Origin of the sequence: Shigella sp. FC1544 (assembly GCF_001722145.1) — a bacterium.
Classification (GTDB): Bacteria; Pseudomonadota; Gammaproteobacteria; order Enterobacterales; family Enterobacteriaceae; genus Escherichia; species Escherichia coli.
Genome location: NZ_MECT01000553.1, coordinates 1 through 20,860, shown reverse-complemented (window position 1 = coordinate 20,860; position 20,860 = coordinate 1). Strand labels below are relative to the sequence as shown.

The 20,860-nt window shown below is 51.0% G+C and carries 20 protein-coding genes and 2 pseudogenes; 13 read left to right on the top strand and 9 right to left on the bottom strand.

Features of this window, described 5'->3' with window-relative positions; translation table 11 throughout:
* Positions 1-91 (top strand): hypothetical protein (locus BGK49_RS31290; protein ID WP_228368589.1); only part of this gene is annotated, 91 nt, incomplete at its 5' end.
* 46 nt (positions 92-137) lie between these two features.
* Here the strand turns inward: BGK49_RS31290 and nupC are convergent.
* A complete protein-coding gene (gene nupC / locus BGK49_RS20475) occupies positions 138-1,340 on the bottom strand; it encodes a nucleoside permease NupC (RefSeq protein ID WP_005031738.1) in 1,203 nt (400 codons plus the stop codon).
* Positions 1,341-1,605: 265 nt separating this feature from the next.
* Between nupC and BGK49_RS31790 the strand changes: the two genes are divergently transcribed.
* The gene (locus BGK49_RS31790; RefSeq protein WP_419722595.1) at positions 1,606-1,695 is read left to right on the top strand and encodes a hypothetical protein; all 90 of its coding nucleotides are present in this window, start codon (positions 1,606-1,608) and stop codon (positions 1,693-1,695) included.
* Positions 1,676-2,914, top strand: a complete 1,239-nt coding sequence (locus BGK49_RS20470) for an Nramp family divalent metal transporter (protein ID WP_000186369.1) — start codon at positions 1,676-1,678, stop codon at positions 2,912-2,914. The genes BGK49_RS31790 and BGK49_RS20470 overlap by 20 nt, the downstream gene beginning before the upstream one ends.
* 140 nt (positions 2,915-3,054) lie before the next feature.
* Here the strand turns inward: BGK49_RS20470 and ypeC are convergent, their stop codons facing one another.
* A complete protein-coding gene (gene ypeC / locus BGK49_RS20460; protein ID WP_000490072.1) occupies positions 3,055-3,381 on the bottom strand; it encodes a DUF2502 domain-containing protein YpeC in 327 nt (108 codons plus the stop codon).
* A 114-nt stretch (positions 3,382-3,495) separates the two neighbouring features.
* Positions 3,496-4,752, bottom strand: coding sequence for an ion channel protein (locus BGK49_RS20455; RefSeq protein ID WP_000903157.1), 1,257 nt, complete (start codon positions 4,750-4,752; stop codon positions 3,496-3,498).
* A gap of 203 nt (positions 4,753-4,955) precedes the next feature.
* Here BGK49_RS20455 and glk point away from each other — a divergent pair, with 203 nt between their 5' ends.
* From glk to ptsP, 6 genes and pseudogenes are all read left to right on the top strand, one after another.
* The gene (gene glk, locus BGK49_RS20450) at positions 4,956-5,921 is read left to right on the top strand and encodes a glucokinase (protein ID WP_000598932.1); all 966 of its coding nucleotides are present in this window, start codon (positions 4,956-4,958) and stop codon (positions 5,919-5,921) included.
* Between the two features lie 218 nt (positions 5,922-6,139).
* A complete protein-coding gene (locus BGK49_RS20445) occupies positions 6,140-6,466 on the top strand; it encodes a PTS fructose transporter subunit IIB (RefSeq protein ID WP_005043385.1) in 327 nt (108 codons plus the stop codon).
* A 21-nt stretch (positions 6,467-6,487) separates the two neighbouring features.
* Positions 6,488-7,735, top strand: a complete 1,248-nt coding sequence (locus BGK49_RS20440) for a PTS fructose transporter subunit IIC (RefSeq protein ID WP_000985336.1) — start codon at positions 6,488-6,490, stop codon at positions 7,733-7,735.
* 14 nt (positions 7,736-7,749) lie between these two features.
* On the top strand, positions 7,750-8,835 hold the full coding sequence (gene ypdF, locus BGK49_RS20435; RefSeq protein ID WP_000173245.1) for an aminopeptidase: 1,086 nt from the start codon (positions 7,750-7,752) through the stop codon (positions 8,833-8,835).
* A pseudogene (gene ypdE / locus BGK49_RS20430) lies at positions 8,835-9,872 on the top strand (aminopeptidase). Before ypdF ends, ypdE begins: the two are co-directional and overlap by 1 nt.
* Positions 9,873-9,896: 24 nt before the next feature.
* Positions 9,897-12,392 (top strand): phosphoenolpyruvate--protein phosphotransferase, encoded by a 2,496-nt coding sequence (gene ptsP, locus BGK49_RS20420; RefSeq protein WP_000955852.1) that lies wholly within the window; start codon positions 9,897-9,899, stop codon positions 12,390-12,392.
* 2 nt (positions 12,393-12,394) lie between these two features.
* On the opposite strand, the pseudogene BGK49_RS20415 reads toward ptsP, so the two are convergent.
* From BGK49_RS20415 to ypdA, 3 genes and pseudogenes are all read right to left on the bottom strand, one after another.
* Positions 12,395-13,248 (bottom strand): annotated as a pseudogene (locus tag BGK49_RS20415) (AraC family transcriptional regulator).
* 12 nt (positions 13,249-13,260) lie between these two features.
* Positions 13,261-13,995, bottom strand: coding sequence for a two-component system response regulator YpdB (gene ypdB / locus BGK49_RS20410; protein ID WP_001295458.1), 735 nt, complete (start codon positions 13,993-13,995; stop codon positions 13,261-13,263).
* A 14-nt stretch (positions 13,996-14,009) separates the two neighbouring features.
* The gene (gene ypdA, locus BGK49_RS20405) at positions 14,010-15,707 is read right to left on the bottom strand and encodes a two-component system sensor histidine kinase YpdA (protein ID WP_000544359.1); all 1,698 of its coding nucleotides are present in this window, start codon (positions 15,705-15,707) and stop codon (positions 14,010-14,012) included.
* Positions 15,708-16,083: 376 nt separating this feature from the next.
* Between ypdA and alaC the strand changes: the two genes are divergently transcribed.
* On the top strand, positions 16,084-17,322 hold the full coding sequence (gene alaC / locus BGK49_RS20400; protein ID WP_000785925.1) for an alanine transaminase: 1,239 nt from the start codon (positions 16,084-16,086) through the stop codon (positions 17,320-17,322).
* A 64-nt stretch (positions 17,323-17,386) separates the two neighbouring features.
* Here the strand turns inward: alaC and ypdK are convergent, their stop codons facing one another.
* Positions 17,387-17,458 carry a membrane protein YpdK gene (ypdK, locus tag BGK49_RS28345; protein WP_010723117.1) on the bottom strand — a complete coding sequence of 24 codons (72 nt, stop codon included), beginning with the start codon at positions 17,456-17,458 and terminating at the stop codon, positions 17,387-17,389.
* Positions 17,459-17,813: 355 nt separating this feature from the next.
* Positions 17,814-18,734, bottom strand: a complete 921-nt coding sequence (lpxP, locus tag BGK49_RS20395) for a kdo(2)-lipid IV(A) palmitoleoyltransferase (protein WP_000484400.1) — start codon at positions 18,732-18,734, stop codon at positions 17,814-17,816.
* Between the two features lie 352 nt (positions 18,735-19,086).
* Between lpxP and BGK49_RS20390 the strand changes: the two genes are divergently transcribed.
* Complete coding sequence (locus tag BGK49_RS20390; protein WP_000639883.1) at positions 19,087-19,329, top strand: YfdY family protein; 243 nt, start codon at positions 19,087-19,089, stop codon at positions 19,327-19,329.
* Positions 19,330-19,405: 76 nt separating this feature from the next.
* On the opposite strand, the gene ypdI is transcribed toward BGK49_RS20390, so the two are convergent.
* Positions 19,406-19,681: a colanic acid biosynthesis lipoprotein YpdI gene (gene ypdI / locus BGK49_RS20380; RefSeq protein ID WP_000867639.1), complete on the bottom strand. Its 276-nt coding sequence runs from the start codon at positions 19,679-19,681 to the stop codon at positions 19,406-19,408.
* Between the two features lie 295 nt (positions 19,682-19,976).
* Here ypdI and BGK49_RS20375 point away from each other — a divergent pair, with 295 nt between their 5' ends.
* Both BGK49_RS20375 and BGK49_RS29900 read left to right on the top strand, forming a co-directional pair.
* Entirely contained in the window at positions 19,977-20,609 is a 633-nt protein-coding gene (locus tag BGK49_RS20375) for a YfdX family protein (RefSeq protein WP_000825604.1), read from the top strand.
* 165 nt (positions 20,610-20,774) lie between these two features.
* On the top strand, positions 20,775-20,860 hold an 86-nt coding region (locus BGK49_RS29900; RefSeq protein ID WP_069375691.1), incomplete at its 3' end, for a transposase.

The window sequence follows — 20,860 nt, the reverse complement described above, 5'->3', positions numbered from 1 at the left end:
GACGAGAAGGGGAAGGGCCTTCCCGAGAGTGGTAAAGGAGAGGCCCTGGAAATACCCCACAGCCCCGAAAAAGAGCCAGTCAGTTGCTTAACTGACTGGCATTAGGGGAATTATCCCCGGCTTTTTTATGTATGGTCTTACACCACCAGTGCTGCGATTGACGCAGACAGCACACTCACCAGGGTAGAGCCGTAAACCAGTTTCAGACCGAAGCGAGAAACCACGTTACCTTGCTCTTCATTCAGGCCTTTAACTGCACCTGCGATAATCCCGATTGAAGAGAAGTTAGCGAAGGAAACCAGGAACACAGAGATGATGCCTTCAGCACGCGGAGAGAGCGTGGAAGCAATTTTCTGCAGATCCATCATCGCAACGAACTCGTTGGAAACCAGTTTGGTCGCCATGATACTGCCCACTTGCAGTGCTTCACTGGAAGGAACACCCATCACCCATGCAATCGGATAGAAGATGTAGCCCAGAATGCCCTGGAAGGAGATGCTGTAGCCAAACCAGCCAGTCACGGTGGCAAACAGTGCGTTCAGCGCAGCGATCAGGGCGATAAAGCCGATCAGCATCGCGGCAACGATAATGGCAACTTTGAAACCTGCCAGAATGTATTCACCCAGCATTTCGAAGAAGCTCTGACCTTCGTGCAGGTTGGACATCTGAATGTTTTCTTCACTGGCATCAACACGGTAAGGGTTGATCAGCGACAGCACGATAAAGGTGCTGAACATGTTCAATACCAGCGCAGCAACGACGTATTTCGGTTCCAGCATGGTCATGTATGCACCAACGATGGACATCGACACGGTGGACATTGCCGTGGCAGCCATGGTGTACATACGATTACGGGAGATTTTGCCGAGGATATCTTTATAGGCAATAAAGTTTTCAGACTGACCCAGAATCAGGGAGCTGACGGCGTTAAAGGATTCCAGTTTGCCCATGCCGTTGACTTTGGAGAGCAGGAAACCAATTGCGCGGATGATCACCGGCAACACGCGAATGTGCTGGAGAATACCGATCAGTGCAGAGATAAAGACGATTGGGCACAGCACTTTCAGGAAGAAGAATGCCAGGCCTTGATCATTCATGCTACCAAAGACGAAGTTAGTCCCTTCGTTGGCAAATCCGAGCAGTTTTTCGAACATTTCGGAGAAGCCTTTCACGAAGCCTAAACCAACGTCGGAGTTCAGGAAGAACCACGCCAGTAACACTTCGATAACAAGCAGTTGAATAACATAACGGATACGAATTTTTTTGCGGTCGCTGCTTACCAGCAGTGCGAGAATCGCAACAACGGCAAGTGCCAGTACAAAATGAAGGACTCGGTCCATATTTGCTCCAAATATGAGGCAGGTTAAATTTCCGTGCACATTCTATGTAACATGGTTAAGGAAAACGAGATCTGACACACACTATAATGACGTCCTGTGACAGGCTTCAAAAATAGTGATCTGTCATACATTTCTGCTATGTTGTGTATGGAAGCTGAAAGTTATGTAAATGTGCTAACATTAAACATAACCATAACATTCAAGTCATCAATCTTTTCGTAGTCATAATCCTGGTCTATCACAGAAATCACCACAATCCATTTAAATGAATTTGATAATCATTCTCGTTTATCATAGCATGAAACATAGCAAAGGCTATGTTTTAGAGGCACAAGATGACGAACTATCGCGTTGAGAGTAGCAGCGGACGGGCGGCGCGCAAGATGAGGCTCGCATTAATGGGACCTGCGTTCATTGCGGCGATTGGTTATATCGATCCCGGTAACTTTGCGACCAATATTCAGGCGGGTGCCAGCTTCGGCTATCAGCTACTGTGGGTTGTCGTTTGGGCCAACCTGATGGCGATGCTGATTCAGATCCTCTCTGCCAAACTAGGGATTGCCACCGGTAAAAATCTGGCGGAGCAGATTCGCGATCACTATCCGCGTCCCGTAGTGTGGTTCTATTGGGTTCAGGCAGAAATTATTGCGATGGCAACCGACCTGGCGGAATTTATTGGTGCGGCGATCGGTTTTAAACTCATTCTTGGTGTTTCGTTGTTGCAGGGCGCGGTGCTGACGGGGATCGCGACTTTCCTGATTTTAATGCTGCAACGTCGCGGGCAAAAACCGCTGGAGAAAGTGATTGGCGGGTTACTGTTGTTTGTTGCCGCGGCTTACATTGTCGAGTTGATTTTCTCCCAGCCTAACCTGGCGCAGCTGGGTAAAGGAATGGTGATCCCGAGTTTACCTACTTCGGAAGCGGTCTTCCTGGCAGCAGGCGTGTTAGGGGCGACGATTATGCCGCATGTGATTTATTTGCACTCCTCGCTCACTCAGCATTTACATGGCGGTTCGCGTCAACAACGTTATTCCGCCACCAAATGGGATGTGGCTATCGCCATGACTATTGCCGGTTTTGTCAATCTGGCGATGATGGCTACAGCTGCGGCGGCGTTCCACTTTTCTGGTCATACTGGTGTTGCCGATCTTGATGAGGCTTATCTGACGCTGCAACCGCTGTTAAGCCATGCTGCGGCAACGGTCTTTGGGTTAAGTCTGGTTGCTGCCGGACTGTCCTCAACGGTAGTGGGGACACTGGCAGGGCAGGTGGTGATGCAGGGGTTCATTCGCTTCCATATCCCGCTGTGGGTGCGTCGTACAGTCACCATGCTGCCGTCATTTATTGTCATTCTGATGGGATTAGATCCGACACGGATTCTGGTTATGAGTCAGGTGCTGTTAAGTTTTGGTATCGCCCTGGCGCTGGTTCCACTGCTGATTTTCACCAGTGACAGCAAGTTGATGGGCGATCTGGTGAACAGCAAACGCGTAAAACAGACAGGCTGGGTGATTGTAGTGCTGGTCGTGGCGCTGAATATCTGGTTGTTGGTGGGGACGGCGCTGGGATTGTAGTTGAATGAGCGTCGCATCTGGCACTATTGGCGGATGCGGCGTAAACGCCTTATCCGCCCTACGCGTTAAAGATCCGGTTTGTAGGCCTGATAAGACGCGCTAGCGTCGCATCAGGCATTGTGCTCCATTGGCGAATGTGTTTAATGGCGGTGTCCATGTCCGCGGCCTTTTCCGCGATGATCGTCACGATCGCGCCAGCCTTCACGATAGCCACGCTCATACGCTTTACGCTTATCCCAGCCACGATGATAGCCATTATCATGACGCCACCAACGGTTTTTGCGCCACTCATAATTGCGATGCCAGTAGTCACGGTCGCGCCAGTGACCACCGTCCCAGTAATTACCGTAATGATCGCGATCGCCAATTTGTAATTTGATTGATGGCAGTAGGGTGATTTCACCTGCGTTTGCTGCAAGCGGGGTAAATGCCATCAGGGCGGCCGCCAGAAACAGTGACCTGAACATTGTTATTCTCCTTCACGATCGAAGCCGTCAGCGGCCTGTTAACGCAATATTACGGGGAGGTAAAGCCCCGTATCATCGCCATAACTCTTAAATCATAAAGGAGAGCATTTTTTGCTAAACGTTATCGTGGGGTGGCTGTTGCTTCGGACGATTGACCATCATCATCGGCTTACCTGCTAATAACAGCCATGCCGGAAGCATGACGATACAGAGCAGCGGTAGCAATGTGGTATTGGGTACAACGACCGCCGCCATAAAAAGACTTAACCAGCCATCGCGTGTTACCACCAGCACGATGCCGAGAATAGCGCAAGAAACGGTTATTGCCGCTGGTACGGCGGGTACGTGCTCATGCAGCATCAACCCTAATGCCACGCCGACAAACACTGCCGGGAAGATTCGCCCACCGCGAAAGCCACTGGCGGCAGCAACGACCAGGGCGGCAAGTTTAATTACCGCCAGCAAAAAGTAATCGCTGGTGCTGAAAGCCTGATTTGCCACCATCTGCTGCATCTCATCCAGCCCTTTAAACAGCGAAACTGGTCCACCAATAACCCCCAGAATACCGAGAATAAATCCGCCAATACCCAGCACGAGCACCGGATTTTTCATTTGATTCATCATCGCGTGCAACCGTGGTAAGCACCATACGGCGACCATCCCTGCTGCGATGGCAATCGCCGCGACAATTGCACCGCTGAGAATATCGGTCATTTCCATCTGTCCGTAATGCGCAATGGGCAGTGAAAAATGGGGATGGAAAAATAATCCGGTAGTTAGTGCACCACCTGCTGCCGCCATTAACGGCGCAAAGAGACGATCCCATAGCGGAACTTCACTACTGCCATTTAAGGTTTGCGAAAATATCAACGCCGCTGCAACAGGTGTGCCAAACAGCGCGCCGATGGTTCCGGCAGAGGCTAAAATAGTCCACTCCATTCGGTTGACGCGCGGTAACAGACGAGCGCCAATGGCGACGGCAAGGGCGATATTGACGGTCATGATCGGATGTTCCGGCCCCAGGCTGACGCCGCCAGCAAGACCGAGAATTAATGCTACGATAAGTCCTGGTAGCGCAGAGGGCGGAACTGGTGCGCCGATCAGCGGTTCACAGGCGGGGTCTGGTCCGGCATGACCCTGGCTGAAACGGATAACCAACCCCACCGCAATGCCCGTTAGCGTTAATACACCGATGATCCAGAGAGGTGAATCCTGGGCTATCCCCAGAGTTCCCGGCAGTCGTTGCCAGAGCAAATTCTGTAATACCGAGGCGATTTTCATCACCACAATCAGAATAAGACTGGACGCAATCCCAATTGCCACGGCGGGGAGCGATAATAACAACATGGTTCTGGCTCGCGGATGGAGCATGTTCTATTCCTTATGCGGGGTCAGATACTTAGTTTGCCCAGCTTGCAAAAAGGCATCGCTGCAATTGGTGCTGAAACGATAAAGTAAATGTGTGACCCAGATCGATATTTACAGGGAGCCTGCCTTTCCGGCGTTGTTGTTATGCCCCCAGGTATTTACAGTGTGAGAAAGAATTATTTTGACTTTAGCGGAGCAGTTGAAGAATGATAAAGTATGCATTAGTCGGTGATGTGGGCGGCACCAACGCACGTCTTGCTCTGTGTGATATTGCCAGTGGTGAAATCTCGCAGGCTAAGACCTATTCAGGGCTTGATTACCCCAGCCTCGAAGCGGTCATTCGCGTTTATCTTGAAGAACATAAGGTCGAGGTGAAAGACGGCTGTATTGCCATCGCTTGCCCAATTACCGGTGACTGGGTGGCAATGACTAACCATACCTGGGCGTTCTCAATTGCCGAAATGAAAAAGAATCTCGGTTTTAGCCATCTGGAAATTATTAACGATTTTACCGCTGTATCGATGGCGATCCCGATGCTGAAAAAAGAGCATCTGATTCAGTTTGGTGGCGCAGAACCGGTAGAAGGTAAACCTATTGCGGTTTACGGTGCCGGAACAGGGCTTGGGGTTGCGCATCTGGTCCATGTCGATAAGCGTTGGGTAAGCTTGCCGGGCGAAGGCGGTCACGTTGATTTTGCGCCGAATAGTGAAGAAGAGGCCATTATCCTCGAAATATTGCGTGCGGAAATTGGTCATGTTTCGGCGGAGCGCGTGCTTTCTGGCCCTGGGCTGGTGAATTTGTATCGCGCAATTGTGAAAGCTGACAACCGCCTGCCAGAAAATCTCAAGCCAAAAGATATTACCGAACGCGCGCTGGCTGACAGCTGTACCGATTGCCGCCGCGCGTTGTCGCTGTTTTGCGTCATTATGGGCCGTTTTGGCGGCAATCTGGCGCTCAATCTCGGGACATTTGGCGGCGTGTTTATTGCGGGCGGTATCGTGCCGCGCTTCCTTGAGTTCTTCAAAGCCTCTGGTTTCCGTGCTGCATTTGAAGATAAAGGGCGCTTTAAAGAATATGTCCATGATATTCCGGTGTATCTCATCGTCCATGACAATCCGGGTCTTCTCGGTTCCGGTGCACATTTACGCCAGACCTTAGGGCACATTCTGTAAATCCTTCCTGTTATATCGGGAGGTAACTCTCCCGATAATCTTTTAAATCATACAGTTAATTCAATTTTTCTTTGTGTCCCCTCACAAGGCCGACCTGCGTCACACTTCCGTACAGCGGGATTAATTCTCCAGTAAATGCATTATTTGTCTGGTAACGGCGATTTGCTTTGCACGTTCATAATATCACTCGTCAACTATCACTGAATGAGGAATTAACGATGAGTAAGAAACTGATTGCCTTATGTGCCTGCCCAACGGGCCTGGCTCACACCTTTATGGCCGCTCAGGCGTTGGAAGAAGCGGCGGTAGAAGCCGGTTATGAAGTGAAAATTGAAACCCAGGGCGCGGACGGTATCCAGAATCGCCTGACGGCGCAGGATATCGCCGAAGCAACCATCATCATCCACTCCGTGGCAGTTACCCCGGAAGATAATGAGCGTTTCGAATCACGCGACGTTTATGAAATCACTTTGCAGGACGCAATTAAAAACGCTGCGGGCATCATCAAAGAAATCGAAGAGATGATTGCCTCTGAACAACAGTAATATTCGACAGGGATAATTGTTATGGCCATTAAAAAACGCAGTGCAACCGTTGTGCCTGGCGCATCCGGTGCGGCAGCGGCAGTTAAGAATCCGCAGGCCTCTAAAAGCAGCTTCTGGGGTGAACTCCCGCAGCATGTGATGTCAGGGATTTCACGCATGGTGCCGACCTTAATTATGGGCGGTGTGATCCTCGCTTTCAGCCAGCTGATTGCTTATAGCTGGCTTAAAATTCCTGCTGAGATCGGCATCATGGATGCTCTTAATAGCGGGAAATTCTCCGGTTTCGACCTCTCCTTACTGAAATTTGCCTGGCTGTCGCAGTCCTTCGGCGGCGTGTTGTTTGGTTTTGCCATTCCGATGTTTGCTGCTTTTGTGGCGAACTCTATCGGTGGCAAACTGGCGTTCCCGGCTGGTTTTATCGGCGGCTTGATGTCTACCCAGCCGACGCAACTGCTGAACTTCGATCCCAGCACTATGCAATGGGCGACCTCTTCGCCGGTGCCGTCCACCTTCATTGGTGCGCTGATTATTTCTATCGTCGCGGGTTACCTTGTGAAGTGGATGAACCAGAAAATCCAGTTACCGGATTTCCTGTTAGCGTTCAAAACCACATTTTTGCTACCGATTCTTTCCGCCATTTTTGTCATGCTGGCGATGTACTACGTCATTACCCCCTTTGGCGGCTGGATCAACGGCGGTATCCGTACCGTGCTGACTGCCGCAGGTGAGAAGGGCGCGCTGATGTACGCAATGGGGATCGCCGCGGCGACAGCAATCGACCTTGGTGGCCCGATCAACAAAGCCGCAGGTTTCGTTGCCTTCAGCTTTACCACTGACCACGTATTACCGGTCACCGCTCGTTCTATCGCTATCGTTATTCCTCCGATTGGTCTGGGGCTGGCGACCATTATTGACCGTCGTTTAACCGGCAAACGCCTGTTCAACGCTCAACTTTATCCGCAGGGTAAGACCGCGATGTTCCTTGCCTTTATGGGGATTAGTGAGGGTGCGATTCCGTTTGCGCTGGAAAGCCCCATCACCGCCATTCCGTCGTATATGGTCGGCGCGATTGTCGGCTCAACCGCCGCTGTCTGGCTGGGCGCAGTGCAATGGTTCCCGGAATCCGCTATCTGGGCATGGCCGCTGGTCACTAACCTTGGCGTCTATATGGCGGGGATCGCGCTGGGGGCAGTCATAACTGCGCTGATGGTGGTGTTCCTGCGTCTGATGATGTTCCGTAAAGGCAAATTGTTAATCGATAGCCTGTAAGAAGGAAAATCCAGATGACATTACTCGCTTCGCTGCGCGACTGGCTTAAGGCGCAACAACTGGATGCAGTGCTTCTCTCCTCACGGCAGAACAAACAGCCGCATCTGGGGATCTCCACCGGATCAGGCTATGTGGTTATTAGCCGTGAAAGTGCGCACATTCTGGTAGATTCGCGCTATTTCGTTGAGGTGGAAGCCCGTGCGCAAGGCTACCAGCTGCATTTGCTTGACGCGACGAACACGCTTACCACTATCGTCAATCAAATCATTGCCGATGAGCAGTTGCAAACGCTCGGTTTTGAAGGCCAGCAGGTGAGTTGGGAAACCGCGCACCGCTGGAAGTCTGAACTCAATGCGAAACTGGTTAGCGCCACGCCGGATGTGCTGCGGCAAATCAAAACGCCAGAGGAGGTGGAGATAATCCGCCTCGCCTGTGGGATTGCCGATCGCGGAGCGGAGCATATTCGCCGCTTTATTCAGGCGGGGATGAGCGAGCGCGAGATAGCCGCTGAACTGGAGTGGTTTATGCGCCAGCAGGGCGCAGAAAAAGCCTCTTTTGACACCATTGTCGCCAGCGGCTGGCGCGGGGTGCTGCCGCACGGCAAAGCCAGCGACAAGATTGTTGCAGCGGGCGAGTTTGTCACTCTCGATTTTGGTGCGCTGTATCAGGGCTACTGCTCTGATATGACGCGCACCTTGCTGGTGAATGGCGAAGGGGTGAGCGCCGAATCTCACCCGCTGTTTGACGTCTATCAGATTGTCCTGCAGGCACAGCTCGCGGCAATCTCTGCAATTCGCCCCGGCGTGCGCTGCCAGCAGATTGACGACGCCGCGCGCCGGGTCATTACCGAGGCTGGATTTGGCGACTATTTCGGTCATAACACTGGTCACGCTATCGGCATTGAAGTCCATGAAGATCCGCGTTTTTCACCGCGGGACACCACGACGCTACAGCCAGGCATGTTGCTGACCGTGGAGCCGGGGATTTATTTGCCAGGGCAAGGGGGCGTGCGCATCGAAGATGTTGTGCTGGTTACCCCGCAAGGCGCAGAAGTGCTCTACGCCATGCCGAAAACAGTGTTGCTCACGGGAGAGGCATAATGGATTTATCGCTATTAAAAGCGTTGAGCGAGGCAGATGCGATCGCCTCCTCGGAACAGGAAGTGCGGCAGATCCTGCTGGAAGAAGCGGATCGCCTGCAAAAAGAAGTGCGATTTGATGGTCTGGGATCGGTGCTGATCCGCCTCAATGAATCGACAGGGCCGAAGGTGATGATCTGCGCCCATATGGACGAAGTGGGATTTATGGTGCGCAGCATCTCCCGCGAAGGGGCAATTGATGTGCTGCCGGTTGGCAACGTGCGCATGGCTGCCCGCCAGCTGCAGCCGGTGCGCATCACCACCCGTGAAGAGTGCAAAATTCCAGGCCTGCTTGACGGCGACCGGCAGGGGAATGACGTCAGCGCCATGCGCGTGGACATTGGTACGCGCTCGTATGACGAAGTGATGCAGGCGGGAATTCGTCCAGGCGATCGCGTCACCTTTGATACAACTTTTCAGGTTCTCCCTCACCAGCGGGTGATGGGGAAAGCCTTTGATGACCGCCTCGGTTGCTACCTGCTGGTGACGTTACTGCGCGAACTACACAGCGCTGAACTGCCTGCGGAAGTGTGGCTGGTGGCCAGTTCCAGCGAAGAGGTGGGGGTACGCGGCGGGCAAACTGCCACCCGCGCGGTGTCGCCGGATGTCGCCATTGTGCTTGATACCGCCTGCTGGGCGAAAAACTTTGATTATGGCGCGGCTAACCATCGTCAGATTTGTAACGGGCCGATGCTGGTGTTAAGCGACAAGTCGCTGATTGCGCCGCCAAAACTTACCGCGTGGATCTAAACCGTGGCGGCAGAAATTGGCGTGCCGTTACAGGCAGATATGTTCAGCAACGGCGGCACGGACGGCGGAGCGGTGCACTTAACCGGCACCGGCGTGCCTACAGTGGTGATGGGGCCAGCAACCCGCCACGGACATTGCGCCGCATCGATTGCCGATTGCCGTGACATTTTGCAGATGCAGCAGCTTTTATCTGCCCTTATTAAACGTCTTACGCGTGAGACGGTTGTTCAACTGACGGATTTCAGATGATCTCCTGATTAACCCGGAGCGGTTATGTTAACGATTCAATTTCTCTGTCCTTTGCCAAACGGTCTTCATGCTCGTCCGGCGTGGGAACTTAAAGAACAGTGCAGCCAGTGGCAAAGCGAAATCACCTTTATCAACCATCGCCAGAACGCAAAGGCCGATGCGAAAAGCTCGCTGGCGCTGATTGGCACCGGTACTTTATTTAATGACAGTTGCAGCCTGAACATTAGCGGCAGCGATGAAGAGCAGGCGCAGCGCGTGTTGGAAGAGTACATCCAGGTGCGCTTTATCGACAGCGACAGCATCCAGCCAACGCAGGCAGAACTGACGGCGCATCCGCTGCCGCGTTCATTAAGCCGCCTGAACCCGGATTTACTGTACGGCAATGTGCTGGCAAGCAGCGTCGGCGTGGGTACGCTGACCCTGTTACAAAGCGACAGCCTCGACAGTTATCGGGCAATCCCCGCCAGTGCGCAAGATTCCACCCGGCTGGAGCACAGCCTTGCAACGCTTGCCGAGCAACTGAACCAGCAATTGCGTGAGCGTGACGGCGAAAGCAAAACTATCCTTAGCGCCCATTTGTCGCTGATTCAGGATGATGAATTCGCGGGCAATATCCGTTGTCTGATGACAGAACAGCATCAAGGGCTGGGGGCGGCGATCATCAGCAATATGGAGCAGGTTTGCGCCAAACTTTCTGCTTCTGCCAGTGATTATCTGCGCGAACGTGTTAGCGGCATTCGCGATATTAGCGAACAGTTGCTGCATATCACCTGGCCGGAACTGAAGCCGCGCAACAATCTGGTGCTGGAAAAACCGACTATTCTGGTAGCCGAGGATTTAACCCCAAGCCAGTTTTTGAGCCTCGATTTAAAAAATCTTGCAGGCATGATTCTGGAGAAAACTGGGTGCACCTCGCATACCCTGATTCTGGCCCGCGCCTCGGCGATCCCGGTACTGAGCGGCCTGCCGCTGGATGCGATTGCCCGTTATGCCGGGCAACCGGCGGTGCTTGACGCCCAGTGCGGCGTGCTGGCGATTAACCCGAATGACGCGGTGAGCGGTTATTATCAGGTCGCACAGACGCTGGCGGATAAACGCCAAAAACAACAGGCGCAGGCCGCCGCGCAGCTGGCCTATTCCCGTGATAACAAGCGTATTGATATTGCGGCGAATATCGGCACCGCTCTGGAAGCGCTAGGCGCGTTTGCCAACGGCGCGGAAGGCGTTGGACTGTTCCGTACTGAAATGCTCTATATGGATCGCGACAGCGCGCCGGACGAGCAGGAGCAATTTGAAGCCTACCAGCAGGTGCTACTGGCAGCGGGCGACAAGCCGATTATCTTCCGCACAATGGACATCGGTGGCGATAAAAGCATTCCTTATCTGAATATTCCCCAGGAAGAGAACCCGTTCCTCGGCTATCGCGCGGTGCGTATTTACCCGGAATTTGCTGGCCTGTTCCGCACTCAACTACGGGCGATTTTGCGCGCCGCCAGTTTTGGCAACGCCCAGTTGATGATCCCGATGGTCCACAGTCTCGATCAGATCTTATGGGTGAAGGGCGAGATCCAAAAAGCGATCGTTGAGCTTAAGCGCGATGGCCTGCGTCATGCAGAGACGATTACGCTTGGGATCATGGTGGAAGTGCCGTCGGTGTGCTACATCATCGACCACTTCTGCGATGAGGTCGATTTCTTCAGTATCGGCTCCAACGATATGACCCAGTATCTGTATGCGGTCGATCGTAATAACCCGCGCGTATCGCCGCTATATAACCCGATTACGCCATCGTTCCTGCGCATGTTGCAGCAAATAGTTACCACTGCGCATCAGCGGGGCAAATGGGTAGGCATTTGCGGTGAACTGGGCGGTGAAAGCCGTTATCTGCCGCTACTGCTTGGGCTGGGCCTGGATGAGCTGAGTATGAGTAGCCCGCGTATTCCGGCGGTGAAAAGCCAGTTTCGTCAACTGGATAGCGAGGCGTGTCGGGAACTGGCGCGTCAGGCATGTGAATGCCGCAGTGCGCAGGAAATTGAAGCGTTACTCACCGCCTTTACGCCGGAAGAAGACGTTCGCCCACTGCTGGCGCTGGAGAATATCTTTGTTGATCAGGATTTTAGCAATAAAGAGCAGGCGATCCAGTTCCTGTGCGGCAACCTCGGCGTTAACGGGCGCACTGAACATCCGTTTGAGCTGGAAGAAGATGTCTGGCAGCGGGAAGAGATTGTTACCACCGGCGTTGGTTTTGGCGTAGCGATCCCGCACACCAAATCTCAGTGGATCCGTCATTCCAGTATCAGCATTGCCCGGCTGGCGAAACCGATTGACTGGCAGTCAGAAATGGGCGAAGTCGAACTGGTGATCATGCTGACGCTGGGTGCTAACGAAGGGATGAATCATGTGAAAGTCTTCTCGCAGCTGGCGCGTAAACTGGTGAATAAAAACTTCCGCCAGTCGTTGTTTGCCGCGCAAGATGCACAAAGTATCCTGACGCTGCTGGAAACAGAATTAACCTTCTGACGTTAGCCCTGAAAACGGGCGCTGTACTCTCCCGGCGTCAGACCAAACTGACGCCGGAAAACGCGACAAAAATAGTCGCTATCCGGAAAACCGCAACGCTGTGCCACTTCATGAATTGACAGATGATATTTCTGCAAAATCATCCTCGCCTTCGCCATTCGCACCCAACGCACATACTCGATAAAACGCATCGTTCCATGCTGAGCAAACAGTTTTGACAGATGATTGGGCGTGATATTAAAAAACTGCGCCACGCTCTCGCGGGTGAGCGGCTGGGTATAATTATCCTGAACCCAGTTACAAATGCTGTGATAGAGAAAATCGCCGCGCGGTTGCGAATTACCCGGCGGCATATTCACCACGTTGCGGCAAAGATGCAGCAAACTTAACACCAGTGGCTGAATGATATTCTGCTCCAGCGGCGAACGGCTAAGATGAGTGAGGGCGGTAAGCATCGCTTCACCTTCACCGCGTTGCAGGCTGGGAAGCTGGATCTGGCGAGCAGGATGCAACAACGACGTGGTGCGGCTATCGTAAAACGATAACCCAAGCCAGGTCGGTGCGAACACCAGGCTTAACAGCATCACCGGTTTGTTGTTGATCGGTAAATTAGCCGCGCGTGCCGGAATAAACAGCATTTCTCCTTCCACCATTCGCTGCTGCTTTGCTTCCAGCAGGTTGCCGTATTCGCCGCGCAGCACGATATCCAGACGGGGAAAATCAATACATAAACTGCCCACCGGTAACGAGGCTGGCTGGCAAACCAGACGCGCCCCAGTAGTTGCGGGTTAAGCACCAGGCCGCTGAACAGATCGGCGAAAAATTGTTGATCGGCGGGCAAGCCTGGTGCTTTCATGAAAGTTCCCGATTAAAGATGCATTAACTGGCGAAATTCTTTCACTTTGCTGCGGCTGACCGGCACTTCAAAATCCAGATCTTTCAGTCGCAGAATGTAGGTGTTATTAAACCACGGTTCGATTTCGCGTATTTTGTTCAGATTGACACAAAATGAGCGATGGCAGCGGAAAAAATGCGACGGCGGCAGTTTGCTGCAAAATTCGGTAATGTTCATCGGCATTACGTAGGATTCACGCCGCGTATAGACAAAGGTCATTTTCTCGTGCGCTTCGGCGTAATAGATATCGTTAATTGGCGTGACGATTATTCGCTCATCTTTCACCAGATTAATGGTGTCATTCTCACGCGTTACCGTCGCTGCAGGCGTACTGCTGGTCTGCTGTTGTTGCCAGGCCGCTTCCAGTTTTTGCAGCATCCCGGTAATACGTGACTCCTGATACGGTTTGAGAATGTAGTCAAACGCCTCCAGTTCAAACGCTTCTACCGCATGTTCTTTCCACGCGGTGATGAACACAATAAACGGTTTATGGGCGAACTGGCTGATGTTTTGCGCCAGCAACACGCCATCCAGCGACGGAATATTGATATCCAGAAAAATGGCGTCGACGCGGTTATGCTGCAAAAACTTCAACACGTCCAGACCGTCGTCAAAGGTGCCGACAATCTCCATCTGGCTGTGCTCTTTAATTAGCCAGCTCAGTTCCTGTTGTGCCAGGAATTCGTCTTCAACAATGATGACTTTCACAATATCACTTCGGCTCAAAGCAATAACGTAGCCTGTGAGGCGACTGGGGTGCGTTGGTTAGGAATGTAAAACGCAATTTCCGTCCCCGGCTCCAGGCGGCGGATATGCAGCCCCTCGCCATACAATAACTTCACGCGATGATGGACATTCAGCAGGCCAATTTTATTGCCCGGCATTTCATTCGCTTCGACCCGCTCAATCACCTTTGGATCGATGCCGTGCCCGGTATCTCGCACCGCAATGCGTACCCGATTTCCGCACTCTGCAACGCTGATGGTGACAACGCCTTTACCTTTGCAAGGCTGAATACCGTGGACAATGGCGTTCTCCACCAACGGCTGGATCAGCAGGCTGGGAATGCAGCAATTCACCTCTTCATCAATATCATAGATAACCGTCAGCTTGTCACCAAAGCGGGCCTGCTCAATGGCAATATAGTCTTTAATTTGATACAGCTCTTTTTTGATATCGATTTGCTCATCGTCTTTTAATTCAATGTTATAGCGCAGATAACGCGACAGATTAAAGATCAACTGGCGAGCGGTATCCGGATTCAGACGGATTGACGATGAAATAGCGTTCAGAGCGTTAAACAGAAAATGGGGATTAATTTTGCTTTGCAGGGCGCGAAGCTCTGCCTTATTTGCCATTTCACGTAGCTGCTCGGCGCGTGAAACCTCCAGTTGCGTGGAGATGATTTGCGACAGACCAACCGCCATTTCCTGTAATGACGAGGTTATCTGATGCGCGTGGCAGTAGTAAATTTTCAGCGTTCCGGTCACAACGCCTTTCTCCCACAATGGGATCACCAGCATGGAATGAATCTCTGGTGTGCGGTGGGCTTCATCATTGTTTTTAATGATGATTTTTCCGTAATTCATCGCCTGACGGGTAGTCGGGCTAATGAAGTCATCGCCATTCTGATAGTTATGTTCACCCACGCCAACATAGGCCAGCACATGATCGGTATTAGTAATCGCCACCGCATCGGCGTGAATGTCATCGCGGATAATTTCGCAGACCTTGCGTAATGACTCGCTATTGACATGGCGAAACAGCGGTAGCGTTTTGTTGGCGATATCCAGCGCCAGCTTGGCCTGCCGCGCGGCGCTGGCCTCTTTTTCGCCCTCAACGCTTTGCACCAGAAGCACAATAAAGCCGATACAGACGCTACCGAGGATCATTGGAATGCCGATTTTAGAGACGATATCGATCCCCAACGCGGTAGTTGGTGCCCAGACAATTACCAGAATCATGGTCAACGTCTCACACAACATGCCGCCGAGAATACCGACGCGCCAGCGCTGTGCTTTGGGGATTTTCAGGTTTATCCAGCCTGATATACAACCCGCCAGAATGCTGGTGATAAAGCAGGGGATCGCCGTCACGCCGCCGATATCAATTAAATACCGGTGAATACCCGCAATCACGCCGGTAATGATGCCTACCCACGGGCCAAACAGAATCCCGCCGGACATCACCGCGATAATACGTACGTTCACCAGCGAGCCTTCTACGGGAACGCCGGACCAGGTGCTGAACAGGGCGAACAGCGAGAAAATGGCGGTAACAGCAAGCAACTCTTTTGGGGAGTGTGCCGACTTGTGCAACAGCTCGCGAAACAGGCGGATACGGATGAGAAAGAACAGGCAGATAAGCATTAACGCTGCCCGATCGAAGACCGCCAGCAGCATGTTGAATATTTCGTGCACGGGTGACTCTGAATAAGGATTAAACCTCTATGATAGGTAACCTGAAGGCTGATGACCAGCAGGCCGTTTTTGAGGAAAAACCATAAATTTAAAAGGGGATTGAAAGATAAATGGTGTATTAGCAATGTATCTCTTGATAATGCACTTCTGGCTGGTAAATTTATTGAAATTATAATGTTAATAAAATTGGTGGTAATTTTCTTGTTAGCGTAGAAAAATTTCCTGTTTTTGAAGTGGAGTTCCTCATTTAAAGCCATTGATAAAAATGTTCTAAAACGCTGGACAGACAGAAATTAATCAGGCTATTTTCAAAACAGCCACCATTGTGGCAGCGTCGCTCGGACGGTCCGGGCGCTAACGTTAATCTGAGGAAATTATGGCTGACACTCGCCCTGAACGTCGCTTTACGCGCATTGATCGTCTCCCGCCCTACGTTTTTAACATCACCGCTGAACTGAAAATGGCTGCGCGTCGGCGCGGCGAAGATATTATCGATTTCAGCATGGGTAACCCGGACGGTGCGACTCCACCGCATATCGTCGAAAAATTATGTACTGTGGCCCAGCGCCCGGACACGCATGGTTACTCCACTTCACGCGGCATTCCGCGGTTACGTCGCGCCATTTCCCGCTGGTATCAGGATCGCTACGACGTTGAAATCGACCCGGAATCAGAAGCCATCGTCACTATTGGTTCGAAAGAGGGCCTGGCGCATCTGATGCTGGCGACGCTGGATCATGGTGACACGGTGCTGGTGCCGAATCCAAGTTACCCGATCCATATTTATGGCGCGGTGATTGCCGGGGCGCAGGTACGCTCAGTGCCGCTGGTGGAAGGTGTCGATTTCTTCAACGAACTGGAGCGCGCCATTCGTGAAAGTTATCCGAAACCGAAGATGATGATCCTCGGCTTCCCGTCGAATCCAACCGCGCAATGCGTGGAGCTGGAGTTCTTCGAAAAGGTTGTGGCGCTGGCGAAACGCTACGATGTGCTGGTGGTCCACGACCTGGCCTATGCCGATATCGTCTACGATGGCTGGAAAGCGCCGTCAATCATGCAGGTACCGGGTGCACGCGATGTGGCAGTCGAGTTCTTTACGCTGTCGAAAAGCTACAACATGGCGGGCTGGCGTATCGGCTTTATGGTTGGCAACAAAACGCTGGTCAGCGCCCTGGCTCGTATTAAAAGCTATCACGATTACGGCACCTTTACGCCGTTGCAGGTGGCGGCGATTGCGGCGCTGGAGGGCGATCAACAGTGCGTGCGCGACATTGCCGAACAGTACAAACGCCGCCGTGATGTATTGGTTAAAGGGCTGCATGAAGCGGGCTGGATAGTTGAAATGCCGAAGGCTTCGATGTATGTCTGGGCGAAAATACCGGAACCGTATGCTGCCATGGGCTCGCTGGTATTTGCCAAGAAATTGCTTAACGAAGCGAAGGTCTGTGTCTCGCCGGGGATTGGCTTTGGCGACTATGGTGATACGCATGTTCGCTTTGCACTGATTGAAAACCGCGACCGTATTCGTCAGGCCATCAGAGGGATTAAAGCGATGTTCCGTGCCGACGGTTTACTACCCGCCAGCAGCAAACATATTCACGAAAACGCGGAATAAACACCGTCGTCAGAAATGCAAACAGGAGCCTGATGGCTCCTGTTTTTCATTGCACAGTTTGCTTTTAGATCATCAGGGCAAAAGTACCGGCCCAAACGATGACCATAAAAGAAATGCCCATAAAGAAATATTTCACTTTACATCTCTCCGCGTAATTGCTGTTACGCCTGAATGACTTCATTACACCTGATACAGTGAGTTGACACCGGGCAAAGCGACCTTAAAAGCCCTGTATTTTACCGTGGGCATCACCCCAGAATTCTGAGCTAAACTGCTCAAGACGGCGCTAATGTACGCCTAAAACTGAAACGAGACAAGAGGCATTTTCTTATTTACTTTTAGTAACTTACAAGTGTCTCATATCGGCGACAGTTTAATTTCTGACGGTAATAATTAGATATTCAGCGAAGGAAAAAACCTTAAGAAAAAAGCCATAAAAACTATGAGGTTATTATGGCCGATTTGAGGAGGGAAAGAGTAAGAGCAGTTTGTTAAATGTACAACGATGATTCTCCCACCGGGCGCGTTTTAAAGCGACAGTGGATCCAGAGGTACTGCTCCGGTGCGCGCATGATCTCTTTCTCGATAATCTTGTTCATATAGGCAGCGGCTTGATTTTCATCTGTCGGGTAGCCTTCCATCTCTGGGGTGATGAACAAACGATATCCGCTGTAATCCGCTTTTCTTACCATCGTTACGGTCAACATGGCTGCGCCAGAGAGACGGGAGAGAACATAGGTGCCATTGGTTGTGGCGACATTTTCCACCGCAAAGAACGGCGCGAAGGAGCTGCCTTTACGACCATAATCCTGATCGGGAGCAAACCATACCGCTTCACCTTTCTCCAGTGCACCGACAATGCCGCGCAGATTATTTCTGCCGATCATCGCTTTGTTAGAGCGCATGCGCCCACGGGTCTGCACCCATTCCATCAGCTGATTATTATGTGGACGATAGGTAGCCATCATTGGTTGGCACAGTCCCATCACGCGGCCGCCCAGTTCCAGCGACATAAAATGGACGCCGACAACCATTACGCCGCGATTTTGCATTTGTGCGCGTTTAAGGTTATCCAACCCTTCAACATCAAACCATTTACGTACGCGACTGTCGGGCCAGAACCATGCCATGCCGGTTTCTACCAGCGCCATGCCGAGTGAACGAAAGTTTTCGGCAATCATCTTCTCGCGTTCTTCCGCAGAATGCTGCGGGAAACAAAGTTCCAGGTTTTTACGGGCGATAGATTCACGACGTTTCAGGAATGGTCGCGCCATTGCGCCAATACGCGTGCCGAGAAAGCAGAGAACAGGATAAGGAAGCTGTACCCAAAGCCAGAGTACACCAAGCCCAAACCATGTGAGCCAGTAGCGAGGATGTAGAAACTCGCGGGAAAATTTGCATTGTGGAAACATAGTTACCTTCTGTAGATACGAATTGTTGTATCGCAGAAGATTCCATGTCGACAGCGGTACACTCAATTGGTTGGGCCATCATGTACGACAATGGTTCCTGTAAAGAGTGTAAAGACTAGTCAGGACATAACCACGAGGAGCATGAATGCGGTATCTGTACTTTATCACTCGCTGACTGCTTTCAGCTACTGATTATTAATCGTGCAAAGTAAATATTTTTCCGTACACAACAGTCTTGCATTTAACATGCTGTTTTCATTGATGCTTAGCAAAAATTGCCAGAGGTTAAGGATTGTCTTACTATTAAAGTGACTGAAGTTACAGGTTTTTTAGCGCGGCAGGAGGTTGAGCTATGATTTATTTATGGATGTTTCTCGCCCTGTGTATTGTCTGCGTAAGCGGCTACATCGGTCAGGTACTGAACGTGGTATCGGCGGTCTCTTCTTTCTTCGGCATGGTGATCCTCGCTGCACTCATTTATTACTTCACCATGTGGTTAACTGGCGGTAATGAACTAGTGACGGGGATATTTATGTTTCTTGCCCCGGCTTGTGGCTTGATGATTCGCTTTATGGTGGGGTATGGCAGGCGATAGTGGGTCAGGATGGCTCATTTGGGCAGGTGTTCACATCAGCATCAGACATGATTGTTCACCTGCCATGTGACAGACGCTATCGCACAGGATGAATAAGATAATTCGCCTTTGTCGGATAAGTAGGCGTGATTTCTTCTGTGAGGTTTAATGGTGGCGCATCTTCTCTCATCTTAAACCAAATCGCCTGTGATGGCTGAAGTTTTGTAGAGTGTGTGGTCGTCATCGCTGATGTTTTTTCAGTCTCTTTATAGCTCCTCTCACTTACACCACCAGAAATGGAAAATGCAAAAACATTGCATGCCATAATAGAGACCAATAAAAATAAGCTGAAAAGTATTAAGTTTACTTTCATAGAAAGTTATCCTGAAAATGGTTCACTGAGAACCTACGATGTTATGGCTGTATTTACATATAATTAATCAATATTTACATCGATATAATAAATGACATCTCTTTGTGGTACATAAGAATAGCTCTCTGCGACAGGAAGCAGATTCCTACAATTGTAAGACTAAAATACTTCTTGCGATAATAACTACAACTGTAAGATAACCCTTTCAAAATGACCGTTGCTCTCTGATTTCTCATTTCATGCTCACCCAATATGATGGCGGCGTTTTCTAAAACTGTTAAAGAATGAGGTAAGTATGAAACGTTTAATTATGGCTACGATGGTCACAGCAATTCTGGCATCTTCAACTGTATGGGCTGCTGATAATGCACCGGTAGCGGCACAACAGCAAACCCAGCAAGTTCAGCAAACCCAGAAAACGGCAGCAGCAGAGCGTATCTCTGAACAAGGTTTATATGCGATGCGTGACGTGCAGGTAGCGCGCCTGGCTCTGTTTCATGGCGATCCAGAAAAGGCAAAAGAACTGACCAATGAAGCTTCCGCTTTGCTGTCAGATGACAGTACCGAATGGGCAAAGTTCGCTAAGCCAGGTAAAAAGACCAATCTCAATGATGACCAATATATTGTCATTAATGCATCTGTCGGAATTTCTGAGAGTTATGTAGCAACTCCCGAAAAAGAAGCCGCGATAAAAATTGCCAATGAAAAAATGGCGAAAGGGGATAAAAAGGGCGCAATGGAAGAACTTCGCCTGGCCGGTGTTGGCGTAATGGAAAACCAATATCTGATGCCGCTTAAACAGACTCGTAATGCACTTGCTGATGCGCAGAAACTGCTTGATAAAAAGCAATACTACGAGGCAAACCTGGCGCTTAAAGGTGCGGAAGATGGAATCATCGTCGACAGCGAAGCACTGTTTGTGAACTAATGCTGACAGGCAGTATATTGAGGTAAAGGATTTAACTCCCTCCAGCCGACAATTTTTTATGACCACAATACGACAGGTTGTGGTCATAAAATTATTTGGCGTGAGGTAGCCTGAGTTTAACGGACACTCCTTCCTGAAATAGAATGGCATCAGAAGGAGCTAATAATGAGCAGAAAAAACCAACGTTACTCTAAAGAGTTCAAAGCCGAAGCTGTCAGAACGGTTCTTGAAAATCAACTTTCGATCAGTGA